17 protein-coding genes are annotated in these 19,703 nt (G+C 60.4%); all 17 read right to left on the bottom strand.

The genetic code is table 11. The annotated features are described in order from the left end of the window. Positions 1-43: 43 nt before the first annotated feature. The 17 genes from BR24_RS06665 to asnB all read right to left on the bottom strand — a co-directional run bounded on the left by BR24_RS06665 (position 44) and on the right by asnB (position 19,701). Positions 44-1,492, bottom strand: a complete 1,449-nt coding sequence (locus tag BR24_RS06665; protein WP_496540714.1) for a class I SAM-dependent methyltransferase — start codon at positions 1,490-1,492, stop codon at positions 44-46. Between the two features lie 3 nt (positions 1,493-1,495). Then, positions 1,496-2,431 carry a glycosyltransferase family 2 protein gene (locus BR24_RS06660; RefSeq protein ID WP_496540713.1) on the bottom strand — a complete coding sequence of 312 codons (936 nt, stop codon included), beginning with the start codon at positions 2,429-2,431 and terminating at the stop codon, positions 1,496-1,498. After that, on the bottom strand, positions 2,424-3,401 hold the full coding sequence (gene galE, locus BR24_RS06655) for a UDP-glucose 4-epimerase GalE (RefSeq protein ID WP_496540712.1): 978 nt from the start codon (positions 3,399-3,401) through the stop codon (positions 2,424-2,426). The genes BR24_RS06660 and galE overlap by 8 nt, the downstream gene beginning before the upstream one ends. After that, positions 3,394-4,536: a glycosyltransferase gene (locus tag BR24_RS06650; protein WP_496540711.1), complete on the bottom strand. Its 1,143-nt coding sequence runs from the start codon at positions 4,534-4,536 to the stop codon at positions 3,394-3,396. Before BR24_RS06650 ends, galE begins: the two co-directional genes overlap by 8 nt. Then, entirely contained in the window at positions 4,533-6,467 is a 1,935-nt protein-coding gene (locus BR24_RS06645; RefSeq protein WP_496540710.1) for a glycosyltransferase, read from the bottom strand. Before BR24_RS06645 ends, BR24_RS06650 begins: the two co-directional genes overlap by 4 nt. Continuing rightward, positions 6,467-7,495 carry a hypothetical protein gene (locus BR24_RS06640; RefSeq protein ID WP_496540709.1) on the bottom strand — a complete coding sequence of 343 codons (1,029 nt, stop codon included), beginning with the start codon at positions 7,493-7,495 and terminating at the stop codon, positions 6,467-6,469. The genes BR24_RS06645 and BR24_RS06640 overlap by 1 nt, the downstream gene beginning before the upstream one ends. A gap of 307 nt (positions 7,496-7,802) precedes the next feature. Continuing rightward, positions 7,803-8,114 (bottom strand): hypothetical protein, encoded by a 312-nt coding sequence (locus BR24_RS06635; RefSeq protein WP_496540708.1) that lies wholly within the window; start codon positions 8,112-8,114, stop codon positions 7,803-7,805. A gap of 10 nt (positions 8,115-8,124) precedes the next feature. After that, positions 8,125-9,426 (bottom strand): hypothetical protein, encoded by a 1,302-nt coding sequence (locus tag BR24_RS06630; RefSeq protein WP_496540707.1) that lies wholly within the window; start codon positions 9,424-9,426, stop codon positions 8,125-8,127. A gap of 226 nt (positions 9,427-9,652) precedes the next feature. Further along, a complete protein-coding gene (locus BR24_RS06625; protein WP_496540706.1) occupies positions 9,653-11,077 on the bottom strand; it encodes a B12-binding domain-containing radical SAM protein in 1,425 nt (474 codons plus the stop codon). Further along, the gene (locus BR24_RS06620) at positions 11,074-12,060 is read right to left on the bottom strand and encodes a GNAT family N-acetyltransferase (RefSeq protein WP_496540705.1); all 987 of its coding nucleotides are present in this window, start codon (positions 12,058-12,060) and stop codon (positions 11,074-11,076) included. Before BR24_RS06620 ends, BR24_RS06625 begins: the two co-directional genes overlap by 4 nt. 10 nt (positions 12,061-12,070) lie before the next feature. Beyond that, positions 12,071-13,528 (bottom strand): B12-binding domain-containing radical SAM protein, encoded by a 1,458-nt coding sequence (locus BR24_RS06615; protein WP_496540704.1) that lies wholly within the window; start codon positions 13,526-13,528, stop codon positions 12,071-12,073. Beyond that, a complete protein-coding gene (locus BR24_RS06610) occupies positions 13,525-14,250 on the bottom strand; it encodes a polysaccharide deacetylase WbmS family protein (RefSeq protein ID WP_496540703.1) in 726 nt (241 codons plus the stop codon). The genes BR24_RS06615 and BR24_RS06610 overlap by 4 nt, the downstream gene beginning before the upstream one ends. Beyond that, the gene (locus BR24_RS06605; protein WP_496540702.1) at positions 14,247-15,230 is read right to left on the bottom strand and encodes a sulfotransferase; all 984 of its coding nucleotides are present in this window, start codon (positions 15,228-15,230) and stop codon (positions 14,247-14,249) included. Before BR24_RS06605 ends, BR24_RS06610 begins: the two co-directional genes overlap by 4 nt. 31 nt (positions 15,231-15,261) lie before the next feature. After that, on the bottom strand, positions 15,262-15,918 hold the full coding sequence (locus tag BR24_RS06600) for a hypothetical protein (RefSeq protein ID WP_496540701.1): 657 nt from the start codon (positions 15,916-15,918) through the stop codon (positions 15,262-15,264). 59 nt (positions 15,919-15,977) lie between these two features. Then, entirely contained in the window at positions 15,978-16,742 is a 765-nt protein-coding gene (locus BR24_RS06595) for an acylneuraminate cytidylyltransferase family protein (RefSeq protein WP_496540700.1), read from the bottom strand. Beyond that, positions 16,739-17,818, bottom strand: coding sequence for a GNAT family N-acetyltransferase (locus tag BR24_RS06590; protein WP_496540699.1), 1,080 nt, complete (start codon positions 17,816-17,818; stop codon positions 16,739-16,741). Before BR24_RS06590 ends, BR24_RS06595 begins: the two co-directional genes overlap by 4 nt. Beyond that, a complete protein-coding gene (gene asnB / locus BR24_RS06585) occupies positions 17,815-19,701 on the bottom strand; it encodes an asparagine synthase (glutamine-hydrolyzing) (RefSeq protein ID WP_496540698.1) in 1,887 nt (628 codons plus the stop codon). The genes BR24_RS06590 and asnB overlap by 4 nt, the downstream gene beginning before the upstream one ends. Positions 19,702-19,703: the final 2 nt, after the last annotated feature.

Genomic DNA, 19,703 nt, shown 5'->3' with positions numbered 1-19,703 from the left:
CTCGTTTTCGGGCCCGTTCCTCGGGCCGGATTGCTGTTGCGGTCTACCTGACGGCCTTGAGGACCGCCCTGTAACAGTAGAGGTCCTGGTCGCGGTAATTCTTCCAGTGTTCGTGAAGGCGCTTCGGCGGCACGGGCCGCACGTCCCGTTCGATGACGGACACGTCGAACCCTTCGGATGCGAACATTTCCGCGATGTCGTTTATCCGCCACAGGTTCGTGCCGCGCTTCATGGCCTGCCACCGGCTCGGCTCATGGCTGAGAAATTCAAAGTTGATGTGGGAGAGGTCGTCATGGTCCTGAAGACCTATCTCGTGGATCATGACGCCGCCCGGTCGCATGGTGCGCCGCAGGTAGGCCGCCAGTCCCGGCATGTCCATCACGTGCTCCAGCACCATTCGGGAATGGCAGAAGTCTATGCTTTCCTGCTCCAGCGGCATGGCCTGTAGTTCCCCGTGATGGAATCGGCTCCGTTCGCCGAATGTCTCGGCCCTGTGCCGGACCGCATCGCCGGGCATGGGAGCCACGCCGGATTTGGCGAGCAGCCGAAGGAAGGCAAGACTGTCCGCATAGCCCTGTTCGGAATGTTTATACACGTCCGCACCGTGGACTTCGTCGAAAACGTGCGCCAGCAGCAGCGAGGTGAGCGGGGTCTTGCCGTGGCCCACTTCGAGCGATGCGTGCCGCCGCTGCGGCAAATGCGCGCAAAGACGTCTGGCCTGATTGATCTGCATGGCGATGCGCAGGCTGGGGTCGTACGGACTCATCAGCCGCAGGGCCTCGTCCAGCAGTTCGGGAGAGTGCAGGCCGTAGCGCTGTTGAATGAATGTGTCGAAGGATTCACGCGCAAGCCGGTCATTGCCGGTGAACGCGTTCAGGAATGCCTCGGCCACGGCCTGCGGCACGGCGTTTCGTTCGCCCGCGAACAGCAGCTCCCACAGGAAACGCTCGCGCGGGCTTTCCATGTCCGGCTCGGCCTCGATCATCAGCCCGCTGGCCTGCTGCGCCTTTTGCGCAAACACGAACGGCGGCAGAGGCGTGCGATGGTTTTCGTGGAGCACCTCGGCCGTCTTGCGGTTCAGAACCGCGAAAAACTTAGGCGCGATGACGTCGCCCGGATGGTACAGATCGGCGCGACCGTTGCGCACGGCTTCGAGTCCGTTGCGGATGGCGGGGGCGTCCATGAGCACGCTGTAGGAGGGCAGCACCGTCGCGGTGGCGAGGTCGTGCCGCTCCATATGTCTGAGAAGCCGTGTCTGCGGCGTGGCGTGGCGGCTGACTACCGTGCTTGCGTGTTTCATCCCGGCCAGTGCTGTGCGAACCGCATCCGGGGTCTCGTCCGGTACGGAGATGACGACTTCGTCGAACACGCCGAGCCGGAGTAGCTCGCCCAGCACCGTGTCCACGGCGAATCCGTCTCCGGTGGGCGTCAGGAGCGGGTCGCTGTGGTCCATGGGGCGGGCCAGCAGAATAGCCGTGTTTGCGCGGTTCATGGGCTACTCCTGTTCTCCGGAAAGAAACACCCCGTCCTCGATCCACAGGCCGTGATAGGGCCGCCACGCGTCCGCTTCCTCGCGGGGGATGATGTGGCGGATGTTCACGGTCAGCGGGCGTGGATGCCGGGCACGGGCCTCCGGGCCGATGAACGGCAGGCGGCTCTTGTCCAGCCCGCGGATTTCCTCGGTTACATCGAAATAGTCGGTCTGTCGCTCAAGAGGCGGGCGGTTGCGGATGTCCCAGTTATTGCGAAGCTGCTCGTCGCGCATGACCTTGAAGTTGCACTGCTCGTGCACGCGGTAGTGGTAGAGCTTTTCCGGGATGTAGCGGACCTTTTCCGGCCCGGCCAGCTCCGCCATGGGCAGATACAGGGCCAGATCGCCCGCCGCGCGGAAGTAGTTCCCGTCGCGGTCGCGGAAGGTCTCGTCCGAAAGCTGCGAGAACAGATACCCCTTGAAGGTTCGCAGCTGGGAGAATCGCCACGACTGTTTGCGCACGGGGGCGGACGGGATGAGCGGCGCGGCGATGGAGTGTCCGCCGCCGTCGATTTCCTCGTCCGTGTACACGAGGTCGAACCCTTCCCGATGTGCGCGCATGATCTTGTCGAGGCATTCGGGCAAAAGCCAGTCGTCGCCGTCCAGAATGGCCACTACGTCCGACGGAGCCGGGGCGAGGGAGCGCAGGGCCGCCAGCGTGTTGCCCATGAGCCACTTGCGCTGCTCGCCCTGACGCAGGGAGATTCTCGCATCCTCTCGCGTGTAGGCGTGCACGGCGGCGGCGGTGCCGTCGTCCGAGGCGTCGTCGGCCACCAGTGCGGTCCAGTCGCCGAAGGTCTGCCGTTGCAGGGAGTCGAGGCATTCGCCGATGTAGGCTTCACAGTTGCGGCACGGGATGACCACGTGCAGCCGGTTGGGATAAAGTGCGCTCTCAGTCATGGGTTCGCATCCAGTCGCCCGCATGGCGGATCATGAGTTCGAGGTTCTGGTACCGGGGCTTCCAGCCGAGTCGCCGGGTCGCCAGTCGTGCGTCTGCCACCAGTTTCGAGGGGTCGCCTTCGCGCACCGGACCGGCTTTCCACGCCACGGGGCTCCCCGCGACGCGTCCTGCGGTCTCGATGACCTCCAACACGGAGTACCCGTTCCCGCAACCGAGGTTCAGGGCGTGATTGCCGCCCTCGCGTCGCAGCAGGTCCAGCGCCAGCGCGTGCGCCTCGGCGAGGTCCGTGACGTGGACGTAGTCCCGCACGCAGGTGCCGTCCGGGGTGTCGTGGTCCGTGCCGAAAACCGTCAGCTCCCGCGCCGGATCCATGGCGGCCCCGAGAGCGAGGGGGATCAGGTGCGTCTCCGGATCGTGCCGCTCGCCCAGTTCGCCGTCCGGGTCCGCCCCGGCGGCGTTGAAATATCGCAGGGCCACGGACTCCAGTCCGTAGGCGGTGCCGAAGTCGCCCATGATCCGTTCGATCATCAGCTTGCTCGCGCCATACGGATTGATGGGCGCCACCTCGTGGGTCTCGTCCAGCGGCAGGCGCTTGGGCGAGCCGTAGACCGAGCAGGTGCTGGAAAAGATGATCCGGCCGCAGTCGTGCTCCCGCATGGCTTCGAGCAGGTTCAGGGACCCGGCCACGTTGTTGCGGTAATACTTGGCGGGTTCGCGGACCGATTCACCCACATAGGCGAAGGCCGCGAAGTGCATGACCGCGTCCGGTCGGTATTCGCGGAAGCACCGGTCCAGCGCGTCGCGGTCGAGGATGTCGGCCCTGACCAGCGGACCCCATTTTACGGCGTCCTCGTGCCCATGGATCAGGCTGTCGAGCGTGACGGGCTCATGCCCCTGCCGTGCCAGCGCCTTGCAGGCGTGGCTGCCGATGTAGCCGGCTCCCCCGGTCACCAGTATGCGTTCACCCATGCGCGCCTCCGGAGCGGGCCGCTTCGGCCATAATGGCGTCCAGCCGTCCCAGCTGTGTTGCAAAGTCGTAGTTGGCGCGGACGTGCTCGCGTCCGGCTTGGCCGTAACGAGCCGCAAGCTGCGGGTTGCGGGCCATGCGCAGCATGTTCTCCGTCATGACGTCCAGCTCGCCTTCCTCGCAGAGCAGGCCGGTGGTCTCGTGCACCACCGCCTCCCGGATGCCTGCGTGCCGGGTGCTGACCACGGGCAGGCCCGAGGCCGAAGCCTCAAGAACCGAGTTGGGCGTGCCTTCCTTGTCGCCGGTTTCCGGCGTGACCGAGTGCTGCACGAAGCACCGCGCCGCGCGCATGGCCTCCGCCACTTCTTCGTGCGGCAGGCTGCCGGGAAAGTCGATGCGGTCCGAAAGACCGAGGTTGCGGGCCAGCCGCATGGCGCTCTCGCGCAATACCCCGTCGCCGATCATGAGCAGGCTGGCCTCGGGAATCGACCTTGCCACTTCGGAAAAGGCGCAGATCACGGTCTCGGGAGCTTTCTTGTCCACGAAACGGCCCACCGAGATGAAGCGCGGAGCAGCGTCGGCCGGAGTTGCGCTGTCGAACAGCGACGCGTCCACTCCGTAGGGATTGACGTGCAGCCGGTCCTCAGGCGCGCCCAGATGCAGCAGGTCGCGCCGCATTTCCAGTGAAACGCCCACGATGGCGGCGGCTTGCTCGAAAAGCCTGGCGTAGCCCTCGCGGTATTTCGCGAGCACCGGCTTGAGCGAGGCGTCGAAGCCGTGAAAGTGTGTCACCAGCGGGACACCGGCGCGCCTGCACGGCTCCAGCATGGCCACGCCGGTGGGACCGTATTCCGCCAGCACCGCGTCGATGCCGTTATTGCGCAGAAAGTCGGCCATGGTCGCCGCTGCCTGCTCGTGCACTTCGTTTTCCACAGCACCGGAAGGCGAGAACAACCGGGCGGCATCGGCGGGAAGATTCGGGTGCAGCGAGGAGTCGTCCTGCCGGAAAAGCGGCATGTGCCCGCCGTACAGGACTTCCGCCACAGCGCGCAGGCGCTCGGTGTGCGCCCTGATGAAGGTCTCGCACGCCGGGCCCGGGTTGGGGTGGATGATGCAGATGCGCTGCGGTGCGGTCATCCGTCTCCTCCTTGTTTTCGCGCGGTGGCGTACAGGCCGGTGATCATGAGCCCCTCGCGGAAATCGTCTTTCGGTTTGTCCATGGCGTTCAGCGCCTTGACCGCCGGGGCGGCGAGCATCGAGAGCAGGGGGCGTGCGATGCGGGTGAAGATCGGGCGGCGTGACCTGCGCCGGACGTAGAGGCCGAGCATCTGGGCCATGGCCGCGTCGAAGCCGCCCAGCGGGCGAACGCGCGCATCAGTGAAACCCGCCTCGGCGAGCAGTTTTTCCAGTGTCCAAGGCGTGTAGCGGCAGACATCCTGCGGCACGTCGTGCAGGGGCCACAGGAACGGCACGGTCAGAAAAAGCAGGCCGCCCGGCTCCAGAATGCGGCGCGCCTCGCGCAGCACGGCGGCCGCGTCCTCGCAGTGTTCCAGCACCTCGGTGAGCACCACGGTTCCGGCAGAGGCGTCATCTAAGGGCAAGCGGCAGCCGTCCCATGCCATGTCCGGGGCGTCGTAGGGACCGCAGTCGAAATCCACCGCGAGGTAGCCTGAAACGTCCGGGGCGTCGAGAAAGAGATTGCGATACGGAGCGCTACCCGCGCCGATGTCCACCACGCGGCCCTTGGCCAATGGCAGGATGTCCTGCACCGCGCCAAGGATGCGTTTGCGCACCGTGTAGAGATCGGCGAAGCGCGGCAGACAGCGGGGATTCACGAAGGGATGGTGCCCGCGCGCGAAGAGGCTTGCGAGAGTCGTGCGCACGTCCTCAAGCGGCGTGGCGCGGTCGTCTTCTCGTAGGCCGTTGTTGGCGGGCAGGTCCAGCCGCAGGGGCATACGTATGCGTTTGGGTGTCGCGGAGCTGCCCGCGTCGCGGATCAGTTCGGCCCAGTTATCCGCACATGTCTCGGGCGAATAGCGCGAGCGGACGAGTTCGGTTGCGGCGGTGGAGATGCGCTCGAAGGTGCCGGGTGTCCTCAGCGCATCCACGGCCCGGTCGAGGTCCGCGTCGAGGTCCCGGAGCAGGAACCCGGTTTTGCCGTCCTCGACGAGTTCCGGGATGCCGCTTCGCGTGGGCGTCGCCAGCGGCACGAGTCCCGCGTCCATGGCCTCCAGCAGGCAGAGCGGAAGTCCTTCGTATTCCGAAGCCAGTATCGCGGCGTGATGCTCTCGCAGCACGTCCTGAATACAGGCGCTGTTCACGGGCGGATGCAGCGTGACAGCGGCGTCCGGGTATCGGCGCAGGACAGCCTCCACGCGCTCGCGGTCCGGTCCGTCGCCCACGATGGCGGCCTGTACATCATCTCGCCGCCGGGTGAGTCGGCACAGGGCTTCGGTGAGCGTGGAAATGCGCTTCTGACGTTCCACCAGTCGTCCCGAGTAGACGATCTTGAGCGGCTGTCCTTCCGTAGGTCCCGGCAACCCGCTGCGCGAAGCCGCGCCGCAGTGGTCGCAGCTCGAGGGAATGGCCTCGGCCCGGCTGACATGGGGGCTGATGCGATCGCGGAGGTATTCGGAAACGCAGACCCAGTGGTCCACGCGGTCCCGGTCGCGACCCGTGATGAAAAGCTCTTCGAGCTGATGATGAAAGTCGTCGTCCGAGCGCATGACGCCGATGGACGGGATGCCGCGCTTTTTCAGGTGCGCCGCCGTAAAATAGGCCGCGGGCATGAGGTTGGGCACGAACACGTCGGGCCTACGTCGTGATGCGGCCTCCAGCAGCCAGCGTACCCGCTGCTGCGTGGTAGGGTGATACGGAGCGTGCTGGAAGGGGATGTCGTTCTCCCGCAGAGTGCGCATGGCGGGGCATTGCCCCTCGTCTCCGAAAGTGAGCAGCAGACATTCCGGCCGCAGGCCCCGTGCCTTGAGCGCGGGCAGCAGCCGCATCAGCCCCGCGTTGGGGCCGCCCACGTAGCCGGGGCGGTCGTATGCGCAAAAGGTGACGCGCATCAGTCGAGGTCCTCTTCGAGCCTGTCGGGGATCGCCACCACGTCGAACACTGCGCCGATGGATTCGCGGGGGATGACGTACTCGTCGAGCTTGATGCGCCGTCTCAGATCGTAGGCCGCGACCCTCGAAGGCAGGACGCGCGTGTATTGGCCGGTTCTGGAGTTGAGGAAGTGCTCCACGTTGTCCTTCCACTTGGTGGTTCGAAGCGTGGTGAAGCCAACGTAGGCCACGTCTCCCTCCACGTGCAGTCCGCGGCACCAGCCCAGCGGGAGGTCGGTCTCTTCCACGGCCATGAGGTCGATCACCTCGTCGATGGCGAGCGTGGCGGTGTTGAGCACGATGATCTTGCCGTCCACGCTGGTGAAAAAGGCGTGGTCGCCGACCACGTGTCCGTCGTGAACGCGCTTGTCGGACAGGGGGACGGCCCGCCGGTCTGTCAGCCGCATGACGTCGCTCTGGTATCCGCGCGTTACCCACGGCTCGCCGTTCATGGACAGCAGGAAGTTCGGGTGGGCGTCGTGCGGCTGGGTGGTGTGAACCTTGCGCCAGTCGGATGCCGGGTCGTACTTGAACCACGGATCGTCGGAGACGGTGTTGAGGTACCGTTTCGGCGCGAGGGTTTCGTCAAGGTCTATCACCATGTCGAGGCCCGTGGACGCCACGGTCACGCCCCCGTTCATCGGGGCGACGTGGTGAATGTCGTGAAAATGAGGATGCGTGGAGTACTGCAGCTGTTCGAGCTCCGGCCACGAGTATACCAGCACCTCGGTGCCCGTGCAGAGGTAGAGGCGATCGCCCTTGAGCGTCATGGCGGTGAACCGGATGCCGGGGGTGTCGTCCGGGCGGGCGCCCTCCGGCGTCTCGTAGTCCATGAGCACGGTTTCCGACTTGTCGGGCCAGTCCAATCTGGAGAGCCTTGCCCGGTAGTAGTGGTTGCCGGACGTGGAGGCCATGGCCTCGGCCTCCGGGCGTTGCAGACCGCCGGTGATAAGCAGGGGGGATAGCTTTGTATATGTTTCTGATGTCATAAAGGCTCCTCAGGTGACTGTCTCGCATGAAATGGTGCGGAGTCTGGAATCGTTTGCCAAGTCGTGTCGCTTTTTTGTCTGCCGCTAACGAACAGCATTCATCATGCAAAAATCATGTGTATGCGGTTGATGCCGCATCATAAGGGTTAAAATTATCCGTCTCCCTTGGAGCAATCAGTCCGGTTGTCATGGGAAGGGGCGCTCATGTCAGTCAACAGCAACGCTTTCATCGTGTCGAAAAAGTGCGTCTGCATGTTTAGTGCTTGCCCGGGACTGAAGTCGAACATATTGAAACGGTGGAACATGTTCAGCGTCTGGTCGTCTTCGGGCGCATGGTGCAGTCTGGTGTGCTGATACGACTGACCGTTACCGGGGGGGCCGTTGATGCCGTTGTCCTCCATGTACAGAGTAGGGAGACGTTGACTGCCACCACGATGCCCTTGTGTGCGTTTTTCAGTTTATCGAAAGGCAGCACGTCCACGTCAGGAAAAATGTCTGTGTCGAGTGATTCGGACGGGTCGTACTCCTGCGCCAGCTCCATACGGCGAGGGGCGTCGTTGAGCAGGCATTCCAGATCCGTGAGTTCCTCGTACGGCTGCTGCAGAGAGATGGATTGCATGGACGAGTTCCTATTGTTTGTGATCAAGACTTACGACGATGTGTCGGTCGTCCTCATAAACGGTTTCGTAGCGATCCAGAGGGTAGTGTATACCTTGCTCGGCGGCCTTGGGGAGAAATGTCTTGTCGGCCACGACGGTGTCGATGCCGTAGGCGTTTAGGAAGTGGTCGAGGTCCGGTCGCGGCATTTCAAACCATGCATAGTCGTTTTCCTTGTACTTAAGGCCGTTCTTCGGCGTGTTGATGGCCCTGTAGTAGTATTTGTTTTTCCCGGACTGGTCAGAAAACTCGAAAGCCTGCTTGGTCGGGATTGTCAGAACGCGCAGACTGTTGTTGCGGACAAGAAAATCTTGGACTCCCTTTTCTGTGGTCTTCTTCAGGGCGTTTCGTACCAGAGAGTAATTGGAATAAATGGCGTTGATGAGCGAAAAGCAGATTTGCAAGAGCACCAGCAGCAGCACGGCTTTTTCACTCAAGAGCCCCTGTTGCAGGGCGTCTATGCTAACAATGGCGGCATAGGGAACGGTGTATTCGAAATACCGTTCTGCCTGTCCGAGGAAAAGGAACGGACGCAGTGAAGTGATCAGGAAGACGAAGGTCCCCGCGAAAACGACGTGGGCAGAGAAGTGCATGAAACTGTCTCCGCCGGGGGCGTCAAAGCTCCACAGAAGCACGACCCAGAAAAGAGGGAACGAATAAAGCGCGATGGAATAACTGCATCGGCGCATGAGCACGCCGAAGAAGATGTCGATGTTCGCCCGGGCCAGCTTGGGCAGCGCAAGGAGGTCTTTGAGTCGGTTGCGTGCCGAGCCGGTGGTCCCCGTGTGGATGTTTCTGACGTACCATGTGGAGTGAGCGTACATGAAGGAAAGGACGTCCCGCAGGCCCAGTCCGGGGATTGTTATGGCCCCGACGGCCGCCGCGGCCAGAACCATCAGGGGGTAGGGGTTCATGGTCAGCAGCGCGATGAACGGCGTCGTGAATATAATGAACTGCACGGCGAATTTTGATGTCAGGACGCAAAGGACTGCCATGGCGGCAGCGCCCAGGATGCCCGTGACGGGGTGCCCGTTCATGCCGAGCCACAGGAAGAGCAGATAGCCCGAGACCTGAAGATTGCCCAGCGTACGACCGCCCAGCGACTTGATGCGGGAGGTGATCGGAAGAAGGATCGGCGAGGTGCCGACTAGCAGAGCCGCAGTTTCGCCGGGGCTTAGCAGTCCCGATGCGTCGGGGAAGCAGTATTCTCCAGCTGCAAAAGCGCCGAGGACGAGAATGAGGTCATACAATACGTTGAGTGCCTTTCCCGCCATGCGCCAGGACTTTTCAGGAAAGAACGCGACAAGGTGGTGCGAAAGCGTTGGGTAGCCCCTCTTGCCGGGTAGGATCGAGTCGATCGGCGTGTGCGATTTCATGTCCCCGAGCCGTTTTCTCAGCCGGATGTTCCAGAGGTGCACTTGATCATCGGTGGAGGGAGAGGCCCAAAAAAGAATGCGCAAACAAAGGGCCAGAAAGAGAATGACCGGTGTGGAGAACATCCTAGCGCTCTCCCTTCAAGAGTACGCGCAGGAGGAAATAGCGAAGGAACTTCCCTGCATCCACCCAGTCCTTGCGGTTGATCCGCCGTGAGGTGATTCGGTAACCGAGCCGGCGCACCACATAGAATAGATGCATGACTTTTTTCGCAAAGAGCATGTCGCGTCTGTTTCTGTAGGGCCCCTGGGGGAAAGCCTTGTGGTTGAGGTAGTTGCTCCAGTCCGTGTCTTGGAGCTGATTCTTCTCCTTGAGCCTTTTGTAGAAGAGAGAGCCTGGCATCAGGAAGAGGGGGCCGGAAGAGTATGTGTCCGGGTCGACGCGGGCCAGAAAACCGGCATTTTTCCAGAGTGTTTTGACGTTTTCTCCCGGGATGCCCGGCGTCATGTAGATGTGCACCGTCATGCCGAGTGCCCGGATGCGTTCGCACAGGGCTTCGGTCTGTTTGAGATTGCATTCCTTGTTAATATATTTCTGAGTCTTAGGGTCACATGTTTCGATTCCGAGGCGAACGTCGATACAGCCCGCATCACGCAGAAGTTCAAGAAGCTCGTCATCGAAAAGTTCGACCCTGTTCTGCACACAGAAGCTGATTCCGAGTTCGGCCTGCGCCAGTAATCGACAGATGCTTTTGGCGCGCTTCATGTTGATGGCGAATTCGTTGTCAACGAAGGCGAAGAAATCGATGCCGTACCGCTTTTTGTAGAAGGCGATGGTTTCAAACACCTTTTGGGGAGACTGCATGCGCACCGGCCGGCCCTGATTCGACTGACAGCAGAAAAGGCAGTTGAAAAGGCAGCCGCGCGAGGTGTTGAGGTTGAAAGCCCTGGGATGGGAAATGCCCGGAATTTTCTCCCGTTTAGCAATGTATCGTTGCGGGTCGAAGTGTTTGCTGTGGGGCAACGGCAGGTTGTCCATGTCTTCCCAGGCCGGTGTTCCGGTGTCTCTCCATCCGTTCTTTTCCCGAACGAGAAAACCCGGAGTCATCCGGATGCGGCCAGTGTCGCGGAACTCCCGGACGGCGTGGCATACAGAGAATTCAATTTCGTTTTTACAGAGGTAGGGGGTGCGGAGGTCATAGAGTTCCGCCGCTTCCAGATGGTCTACGTTCTGATGAAGGATGATGCCTAGCGTGGGGTGGTCCAGTTCGGCGCAGTGGCGGTCGTTCGGAATGTGCAGTGCGGAAAGGTAGGTGATAATCAGGTCGGGCGATGTCTCATCGCAGTATGTCCGCACGGCCTCGTCATCCATGTCCTCCAGCTGGGCGTCGAGCGCGGTGATGCGGACATCGGGAAGTTCCTGCTCAAGAAGGGCTGCCAGTGTCTGCGAGGTCCTCGGGATGATGACCTTGGGGCTCGCGCCTATATGCTTGTCCTCCCGGGCGACCCATTGGCCGTCCACTTTTGGCGGTATCAGGATGAGTACGTTCATGCGGATGGCTCCGTGCGGTCCGGGTTGATTCGGAGTTCAAAGGTATTTCTGTAAAAAAGAGTGCTTCCCAGTCCTTCCTTGAAGCGAAGCAGGCCGTGGCGTAAAGGTGCGTCCGCCCGGCTGGAGGCGCCGAGATCGCAGTACAGTTTTCCGCGGTCAGAGTAGTATTCGAAGATTTTTCGGAACAGTAGGGCCAGCGAACCGCGCACACCGTTTGAATGGTCGTGTGCGTTATAAAACGCAAAGACGCAGGGAGATGCGTTTTCCAGCACGAGGACCCCCGCCTGGGGCGCTTTTTCCAGTTCGGCAAGGAAGACGCGCACGTTTCCGGGCAGGGACTGCGCAAGGTAAAGAAACTCCTCTCTCGAATGTGTCGGCCGGCTTCCGTGTTTTTCCTGAAGGGTTGCGAGCAGAAGGTCGTAAAACGCTTCATGAGAGCCGTCAGGAGTGACGCGCACTCCGGACTTGCGTGCGTGGGCGGCGTTTCGCTTCATGTTGGTTGATAAGGGCCGGGGAGCAGTCAGATTCACTACAGAGGTGACCCGGGGCGGGAAAACCCTGAATGCCGGGAAAGAGTGCAGCAGGAAATACTCCTGAGCCACGCCCTGCGTTCGGGAGTAGCACGCTGGAGGCTGGGACACGACGAGACGATCAATGCCCTGACGTTGAAAGTGTTCGTGAAGAGTCGCGCAGACAGGTTCAAGGTCTTTTGCGCGGGTGCTTGTCGTTACGAGCCCGCCGAAGCTGGCTCCCCACGGCGAAACAGCCACGCTGCCGGTATCCGTGTTTTCGGTCCGGTATGTCATGATTCCGACGATTCTGCTCCCCTGCCTAACCACGATGTCGTTTCTCCCTTCGACGTTGCCGTGGTAGGCGAGAAAATCGGTCCTGTGGAAGAGCGTTCCGTTGTCGGAGTTTTCAACGAACGCGTTCCATTCCTCGAACTCAGACGGAAGAAGAGGGCTGACGGTTAAGCTGTTCATGATGAAAGCCTTATGCTGATAGTGCTTTGATTTTCATACAGTATCTTGTCAAAGTCTTTCGCATGTCCATCAGCCGGTCCTCGTCGAGCCATGAATTGATCACTTTGTTGCGGCAGCCATTCAGAGCGTGGCGTTGCAGCGCCTTTCTGAACGCGCGTATGAATGGCAGAACCATGGGCGTGGCATGTGCGGCCTCCACTGTTTTGAGGAATTTGATTCCCAAAGCGGTGGTGTGCAGCTTTTCCAGATTGAAGTTAGCAAATTCAGTGCCGTAGATGGTTTCCTGCAGGTCCTGCACTTTGAATGCGGTCACATCCAGATACGTCTGGAAACTCAGTTTATCCAGAACGTCGCGGTAGTAGTGACGTTGCAGCTGGGTGCCCATGACCGGACGGATGGAGTTGAAACCAACGAGCAGGTACTTGTATCGGTTCATGTACTCCATGGCCTTGTTCACCTCGTAACGGATGTCCTCTTCCGTCTGCCACGGCAGGCCGAGAAGGACGGAGCCGGAAAGAAAAAGGCCGTATTGGTCGCCAAGTGTCAGCAGCTTTTCCAGGGCTTCCTTGGAATAATGCTTGTTGAAACGCTTCAGCGTGTCGGAGTTGAAGCTTTCCAGTCCGAAAAAGAGTCCTTCGCACCCTATGTCCGAAACAGCCCGAAATATTTCGTCGTCCGCGTCCTCGACGGTGACGTCCAGATAGCCGCCGATCGAGAGGCGCGAGTTGCCAAAGAGTTCGAGCGTACGCAGGGCGTGATGCTTGTCGTGGAAAAAGTTCAGGTCCTTGAGTTGGACCCTGACGGAGCCGTATACCTTTTCCAAGGACCGAAGATCCTCGTGGACGAGCTCCTCCGGACGCAGCGAATAGTCGGCGCCGATCTTGCGAAGGGTGTTGTTGTAGCAGAAGTAGCAGTTGTTCGGACAGCCGAATGATGTCTGGTATCCCGCCACTAGGTCGTTCAGGCGATACTTGTCGGGTTCCTTCAGAAAGCTCATATCCAGGGGGTAGGCCCCCCAGTCGCACGCTCCCTCCGCAGAGAATCGGGCCGAAAGCCCGTCAGCCTCGACCTGCCTGAGGAACTCGGCGATGCTGCCGATGTTGAGTCCGTGAATAATCGTGTTGAACGGGGCGAAAAGTTCGGGATAGACCTCTGGAGTAACGCAGGCCCAGTATCCGCCGATGGCCATGGGGAGCGTCGTGCTGCGGCGGAGACGTTGCGCGAACTGGAACAGGCGCATGATGTAGTGATGGCTCTTTGCCGCCTTGCTTTCCCACAGCAGAACCATGTCGTCAGGGCCGCAGGCCGTTTCCAGATAGCGCTGCACCGTGTCGCTTTCACCGGGAAAGACGGTGATCAGTTCACTCTCGACACCCAGTCTGCGCAGTTCGTAAGCCAGAAACATTTCTACCATGGGCAGAAACCTGGGGGGGGAAGCGCCAAAATTCACGATGTATACTTTCTTCATGAGAAAGCTCCCGTTTTGCCAAGGTGTTCAAAAGTGGTGGTCTGTTCTGGCGGGATGCGGTCCAGAACCTTGAAGAACAAATCCCTGAGTCCCGGATCGGGTCGATGGGCATTGTCCTCGGCCATGGCGCGAAGTCTTTCGGGGTCATCTCGCATCAGGCGCTTTATTTCGGTCCACTCGTCAATGCTCGCCGTGTTGAGGGCGATGTGGATGGGGTGAAAGTTGAATACGCGGATGGGACCGAAGGCATCGATGGCTTCCAGTGCGGCCTTGATGTTCTTCCTCGAATCCAGGAGGGACCAGTCACCCATTGAAATGGGGTAGCGATTGATTCCCGAGACTCGCAGGGGAGCCTTCAGGGAGTGCCCCGGCGCGGACAGAGAGCTGTCGTCAGTGAAGCCGAGTTGCCTGAGGTGTTCGCCCAGACCGTGCCACCAAAAGAGGCCGTGCGTCCTGCAGACCGTGCATGGGCCAACCTTTTCCAGCAGCGACTCGAGAATCTCTCTGGCCCGCCCGACCGCATGGGGCGAGAAGAAATCGGGGTGGATGCCAACCTGAACGCGGTTTGCCTGTGCCAACTGTGCACGCAAGGCCGGCGCAGGAGCGTCGGTTAGAAAGAAGGTGCCTGCCATTCCACGGGTTTTCAGAATGTTCAGCGTTTCTTGCAGCATCCATTCAGGGCACCAGTCGCTGTCGAACGTCAGGAGGTGAACCGGAGTCATGACGCTCCCTCCAGAAGACCTGTGCGGACCAGTTCCGAGCGGAGCTTCGTCCTGTCGGCGCACTGAAGCTCTTCCTCCGGAGTAAGTGCAGGAGCTTTGTTGGTTCGTGTCGGAGAGACCCCAAGCCGTTCGGAAGCGGCCATCGTCTTGTCGATAAATGCGTCCGGCGAGTTGCAGAGGTCGTTGTAGTTCACGTTGACGACCTCTGCGCCGTGGCTGCGAGCAGCACGAGGCAGGGACTTGTCCAGCATGTCGCGTAACCCGGCAAGCTGCGAGGCAATCTGTTCGGTCCAGCAGCGGTCTTCGATGCCTTTCCGGTAGCCGCTTCTCAAAGACCACCACCGGTTGCGGTCCCCGTAATAGGCTTCTCTGGCCCGCATGATGGAGATTGCATTGTCCAGCGGATCGCGCCAAATCCGGATGAGCACCACACGCGGAAGGTGGGCGGCGAGTTGTTCCACATGGTGGTTCAGCAGCAGGTTCTTGAAGGCTAGCGGGCGATCGAATTCTCCTGCCAGCAGAAAAAGTGTCTTCCGTAAGCCATCCCAGTCGACCTGGTCCGAAGTTTTCAGATGGTCCCTGCTTCCGAACAGCGAGGACCAGAAATACCCGAACTCGTGCGGGTCGGTGGGCAGCGGAGTGACCCCGAATTCAGAGTGGAACGAGGCCGTTCGTTGCCCGGAGAGTACAATTCGCGAAAGGCGAGCGCCATGCACCGGAGCGTCCCAGAATCGTGCTATGAGATTGTTTATGTACCCTACGTCAAGGCAGTGGGCCAGCAGCTGCATGGCCAGCGTGGTGCCAGAGCGAGGAGGGCCGACAACAAAGATGAACGGGAGATCCGCCCGTTCCTGTGCATGGGGAGGCAGCGACGAGGCTTTCAACGCCTCGTTGCAGCGAATCAGAAAGAGTTCGTCGTCATCGCTCTTTCGGTAATTGCTCCGACGCGATGCGTTCTCTGATTTGATGAATTCGTCCATGTCGTTACCTCTTTCGAGATTGTGGCGTCCGTCAGTCCGCAGGTTCCACTTGGCGGTTCATGCTCCATATCGGAAGCGAAAACTCCCATGGTGCGTCCAACTCGTATCTGTTTTTCCAGGGAACCAGCACGGGCGGGCTGTCCGGTGTGTCGTCGGGCGGCATGTTCAGGAGTATGCACGCACCATCGCGCTTGTATACCGCCTTGAGGTTCTGACTACCGGTGATCTTCGTTTCGTCCTGAATGAGGCCGGCTAATTCGGGAAACCGTTTGAAGGCCGGCTGTAGCTTTCCGGATTTCGTGATGAAACGCTTTTTGCCAAAAAGCCGTTTCGGCACGAGCTTGGTCCACAGGGGGTGCTCATGCGAAGTGGCAGCGGAAACGGAAATCAAGGCGGGGGCATTTCCCTCGTTGTGCAGAAGATCGTTGATCCTGTCGGGGCATATCTGGCCCTGCAACGGATTGAGATACAGCACACGGTCTGTTTCGACCATGGAGGAGGCCATGGTCCAGATACGCTTCAGGGCTTCACACGGCAGCAAGGCGGCAAATTCTTCCGGTGCGTCGATGACTCTGCATCCCGGGGGATCTGTGGCGCCGAAGCGGGACGGTGCCCGGCAGAAAATGGTCTCGGCTCCGGGTAAGGCGGATTGAGCCGCTTCACGACAGTAGTTCGCAAGCCGCAGCATCCTTTTCGGATTGAGAAAATATCGATCCCGTGGGCATCTCTCGGTCATGTCAAGAAAGATCACTGGCATATGCTGCACCCGAAATCGTATTGTCGGTTCTCGACGATGGTTTCCATGGCGCGGAAGTCGTCGGAGTTGTCTATGTCGATCATCTCAATCGGGGAGTTGATGACGTGAACGTATGTTTTCTTTCCCTTGCCCGGGAGGAAGTTGAATCCGGAGATCATGCCCATTGTCTTGAAGAAGCTGAATCCGTCTACATCAGGGAGAGGGTGCGGGGCGAAAAGACCGTCACCCGGTTCGCGCAGAATCGTGTGCCGGAGGTCGGTGTCGGTGTAGACGCCGCTGCAGACGTAGGGAACGTAGTCGAGCTTGTCTATGATGGCTTCAATGACCCTGCGATTCCTGAAAGGGCTCGTGGGAAGGAGGGTGACGAGCTTCTTGAGGGGATATCCCTCGTCCATGAGATATCGTTTGAGATAATAGGTGGCGAAGGTAGGCGGGCATTTGCTGTCCGCGAATTCGTCTGGCCTCAGAAAAGGAGCTTCGGCCCCGAAGTCCCGGGCAAGAGCGGCATAGCGAGGGCTGTCGGTGTTTACGATGACCCGGTCCACGTTCCTCAGCTGCTTCGCCAAAAGGATGGTATAGGCCAGCAGGGGAAGGCCGCAGACCTCATGGACGTTCTTGTCCTTGAAGCGGGAGGAGCCGGCACGCGCAGGGATCTCTACGGCGGTTTTCGAGAGAGCCTTGTCGAAATCCTTGACCCAGGTAAAGCGATCCTGTCTTTTGTATCTGAAATATTTTGCGATATCTAGCTTGTTCATGCCTGCGGCACCTTCTTTTGATTACCGGCGAGACATTGGAAGGGAAGGACGTACCCATACGGATAGCCTTGCAGCAGTTGCCCGGGGGTCCTGTCGAGCAGGTCGCTGCCGCCCTCATGCAGTTTCACGTAGTACCGGTAACGGATGTCCTGCGCGGCCCATTTCTTCTTGAAATTGTATACGCCGTCCTGCGTAACCCAGGTGCCGCCCCAGTTCCATCGTTCGTAGCCGAGCATAGCCGCTTCGGACATGGCCCGATGGATGACCAGGCTTTGCGGGGCGAGATTGCGCGTGTGCGGCGTGGTGGCCGGGGTGAAGTACTCCACGATGCGCCCATGATACATGAGCAGCAACGCGGACACCGGTTGCTCGTCGAGGATTCCGAGATAAAGGCGGTAGTCAGTGCCCGCGGTGAAACGATCCTTAAGCTCCCGGAAAAACTGGTTGGGCTTTGCCGTGCCGCCAATGCTTTCCATGTTTTCCCGATGTGTCCTTATGCAGAACTCGAAGGCCTCACCGCTGTTGTCCTGTTTCACGCTGACTCCGGATTTCAGGGCTTTGCGGATGTTTCTGCGTCTGACGCCGGAGTAAGCCGAGAGCAGGCGCTCTGCGGGATTTTCTCCGACAGGAAGTGCGGTGATCTGTCCGATGCGTTCATCCAGCATGTCGTATTGACAGAACGCCTCGTATAGCCTTCTGTCCTGAGTGAAGGGAGACGATATGATGGTGGACGCGACGCAGCGCGTATCTCGGGCGAGCTTCTGCCATCCCTGCAGGAGCTCTTTGTATATGGCTGCGTTGAGCTCCCGGCACATGACTCCGCCATTGCATCCGAAAAAAGGGAGTGAGTTGAGGATATTTCCGTAAGGTCCCTGCATGAGTATTCCTGGCAGAATGCCGCAGATATCCCCTGCATCGTCACATGCCACGAGGTGGTGTCCGCTGCCGTCGGTGAGGGACTCGAGCAGTCGGCACCAAGCGGGGGTATGGCTGATCTGCGCCCAGCCGGAATTCTGCACGAAGTAATCCCATGCCGGTTCGTCGTCGGGCGTCATTCTGCGGACCTGAATCTTCATGCTGCCCCCCTGAACTGCCGCAGCCACTGCTCCACGTTGAGCAAAGACCAGATGAGCAGGCGTCGGTTCTGCGTTCCTTCCAGATGCTCCATGACCAGCCGCCGCACCGCGTCGGGGTCGAGAAATTCGTAGATGGCCGCGTCGTTCTTGATGAGGGTCTCGGCCACGAAGCGGATGCTGTCGCCCTTGAACCATGACGCGTCAGGTGCGGAGAAGCCCTGCTTGACGCTCATGGTGATGTCCTCGGGCACGAAACGGGAGGCCAGACGCCGCAGCAGGCGCTTGCCGTCGTTGGTCTTTTGGAAATACCGCTTGAACTTGGGTCCGACCTCGTTCTCGTTCATGGAGACGACCTGATGCAGATTGTTGAGCTTCATGCTCACGGGCACCTTGGTGGCGAAGTCCACGAGGTCGTTGTCCAGAAACGGCACGCGGTTTTCCAGTCCGTGGGCCATGGAGAGTTTGTCTTCCACCACCAGCAGGCCGTGCAGGAAGGTCTTGGCCTCGAAGTACAGGGAGTTGTTCACCGCTTGCTCCGGGGTGCACGGCAGGGTTCGCCGATCGCCGAACACGTCGCAGAAGATGTCCCGCGTCCAGACGTGTTTTACCTCGGGCCAGACAGGCGCGAAAACCTGTTGAATCAGCCGGTTGGGAATCAGGCGTTGCCAGAAGACGTAATACTGATCCACATAGTGCTCAAAGTCGTCGCAGACCAGCGCTCTGTAATAGCGCCACGGATAGCCGCCGAACAGCTCGTCGCCGCCGGAGCCGCTCAGGACCACCTTGACGAAGCGCGAGGCCAGCTTGGCCGCGTAGAAATTCGGGTAGCTCTGGCCCACGCGCGGCTCTTCCAGGTGTCGGGTCAGATCAGGCAGGCAGCGTTCCATGTCGCCTGCCTTGAGTACCATCTCGTAATGCTCGGTCTTGAACATGTACGACATGCGCTCGGCCGTTGCCCGTTCGTCAAAGGTCAGCTCCAGTCCCGAAGCCGAACTCAGGTCGAAGCCGCAGGTGAAGCTCTTGATGTAGGACTGTTCCCCGGCTGCCACGGCGGAGATGGAACCGGAGTCGATGCCGCCGGAGAGATAGGCGCCCAGCTCCACGTCGCTGACCATCTGCCGTTTCACCGCATTGTTGAAAAGGTAGTCGAGCTCTTCGAGGTATTCCTCTTCCTTCAGGTGCGTATCCGGCTCCGTGAAGTCGAAGTCCCAGTAGCGGCGCAGGGGCAGCTCGCCGCCGACTTCGTCCGCGCCGAGGATGGCGGTACAGCCCGGAGGAAAGAGCCTGACGCCCTTGGACAGGGTCTTGTCCGTGAAGAAATTCTGGAAGGTGAAGTATTCGAGCAGCCCCTCGAAGTCGATCTCCCGTCGCGCCTCGGGGTGCGCGAGGATGGCCTTCTGCTCGGAGCCGAACAGAAAGGTGCGGCCGAAGAAGGCGTAATAGAGCGGCTTGATGCCGTAGCGGTCGCGGGCCAGAAAGAGTTCGCGCCTGCGGTCGTCCCACACGGCAAAGGCGAACATGCCGTTGAAGCGTTCCACGCAGCGCTCGCCCCATTCGGCGTAGGCCTTGAGCACCACCTCGGTGTCGGAGGTGGAGTAGAAGCTGTGGCCCCGGCGTTCCAGATCCTGACGAAGTTCCCGGAAATTGTAGAGTTCGCCGTTGTAGGAGATGGAGAACCTGCCGTCGCCCGTACGCATGGGCTGCGCTCCGGTCGGGGAGAGGTCCAGAATGGCCAGCCGCCGGTGTCCGAGCCCGGCGGGGCCGCTTATGAACACGCCTTCGCCGTCCGGGCCGCGGTGGGCGATGGCGTCGGTCATGCCCTGCAGCGCTTCACGCGAGGGGCTCCTGCCCGAAAGGTCGAGTATTCCGCAGATGCCGCACATGA

Source organism: Pseudodesulfovibrio halophilus DSM 5663 (assembly GCF_059568665.1).
This window is presented reverse-complemented; position numbering and strand designations above follow the sequence as displayed.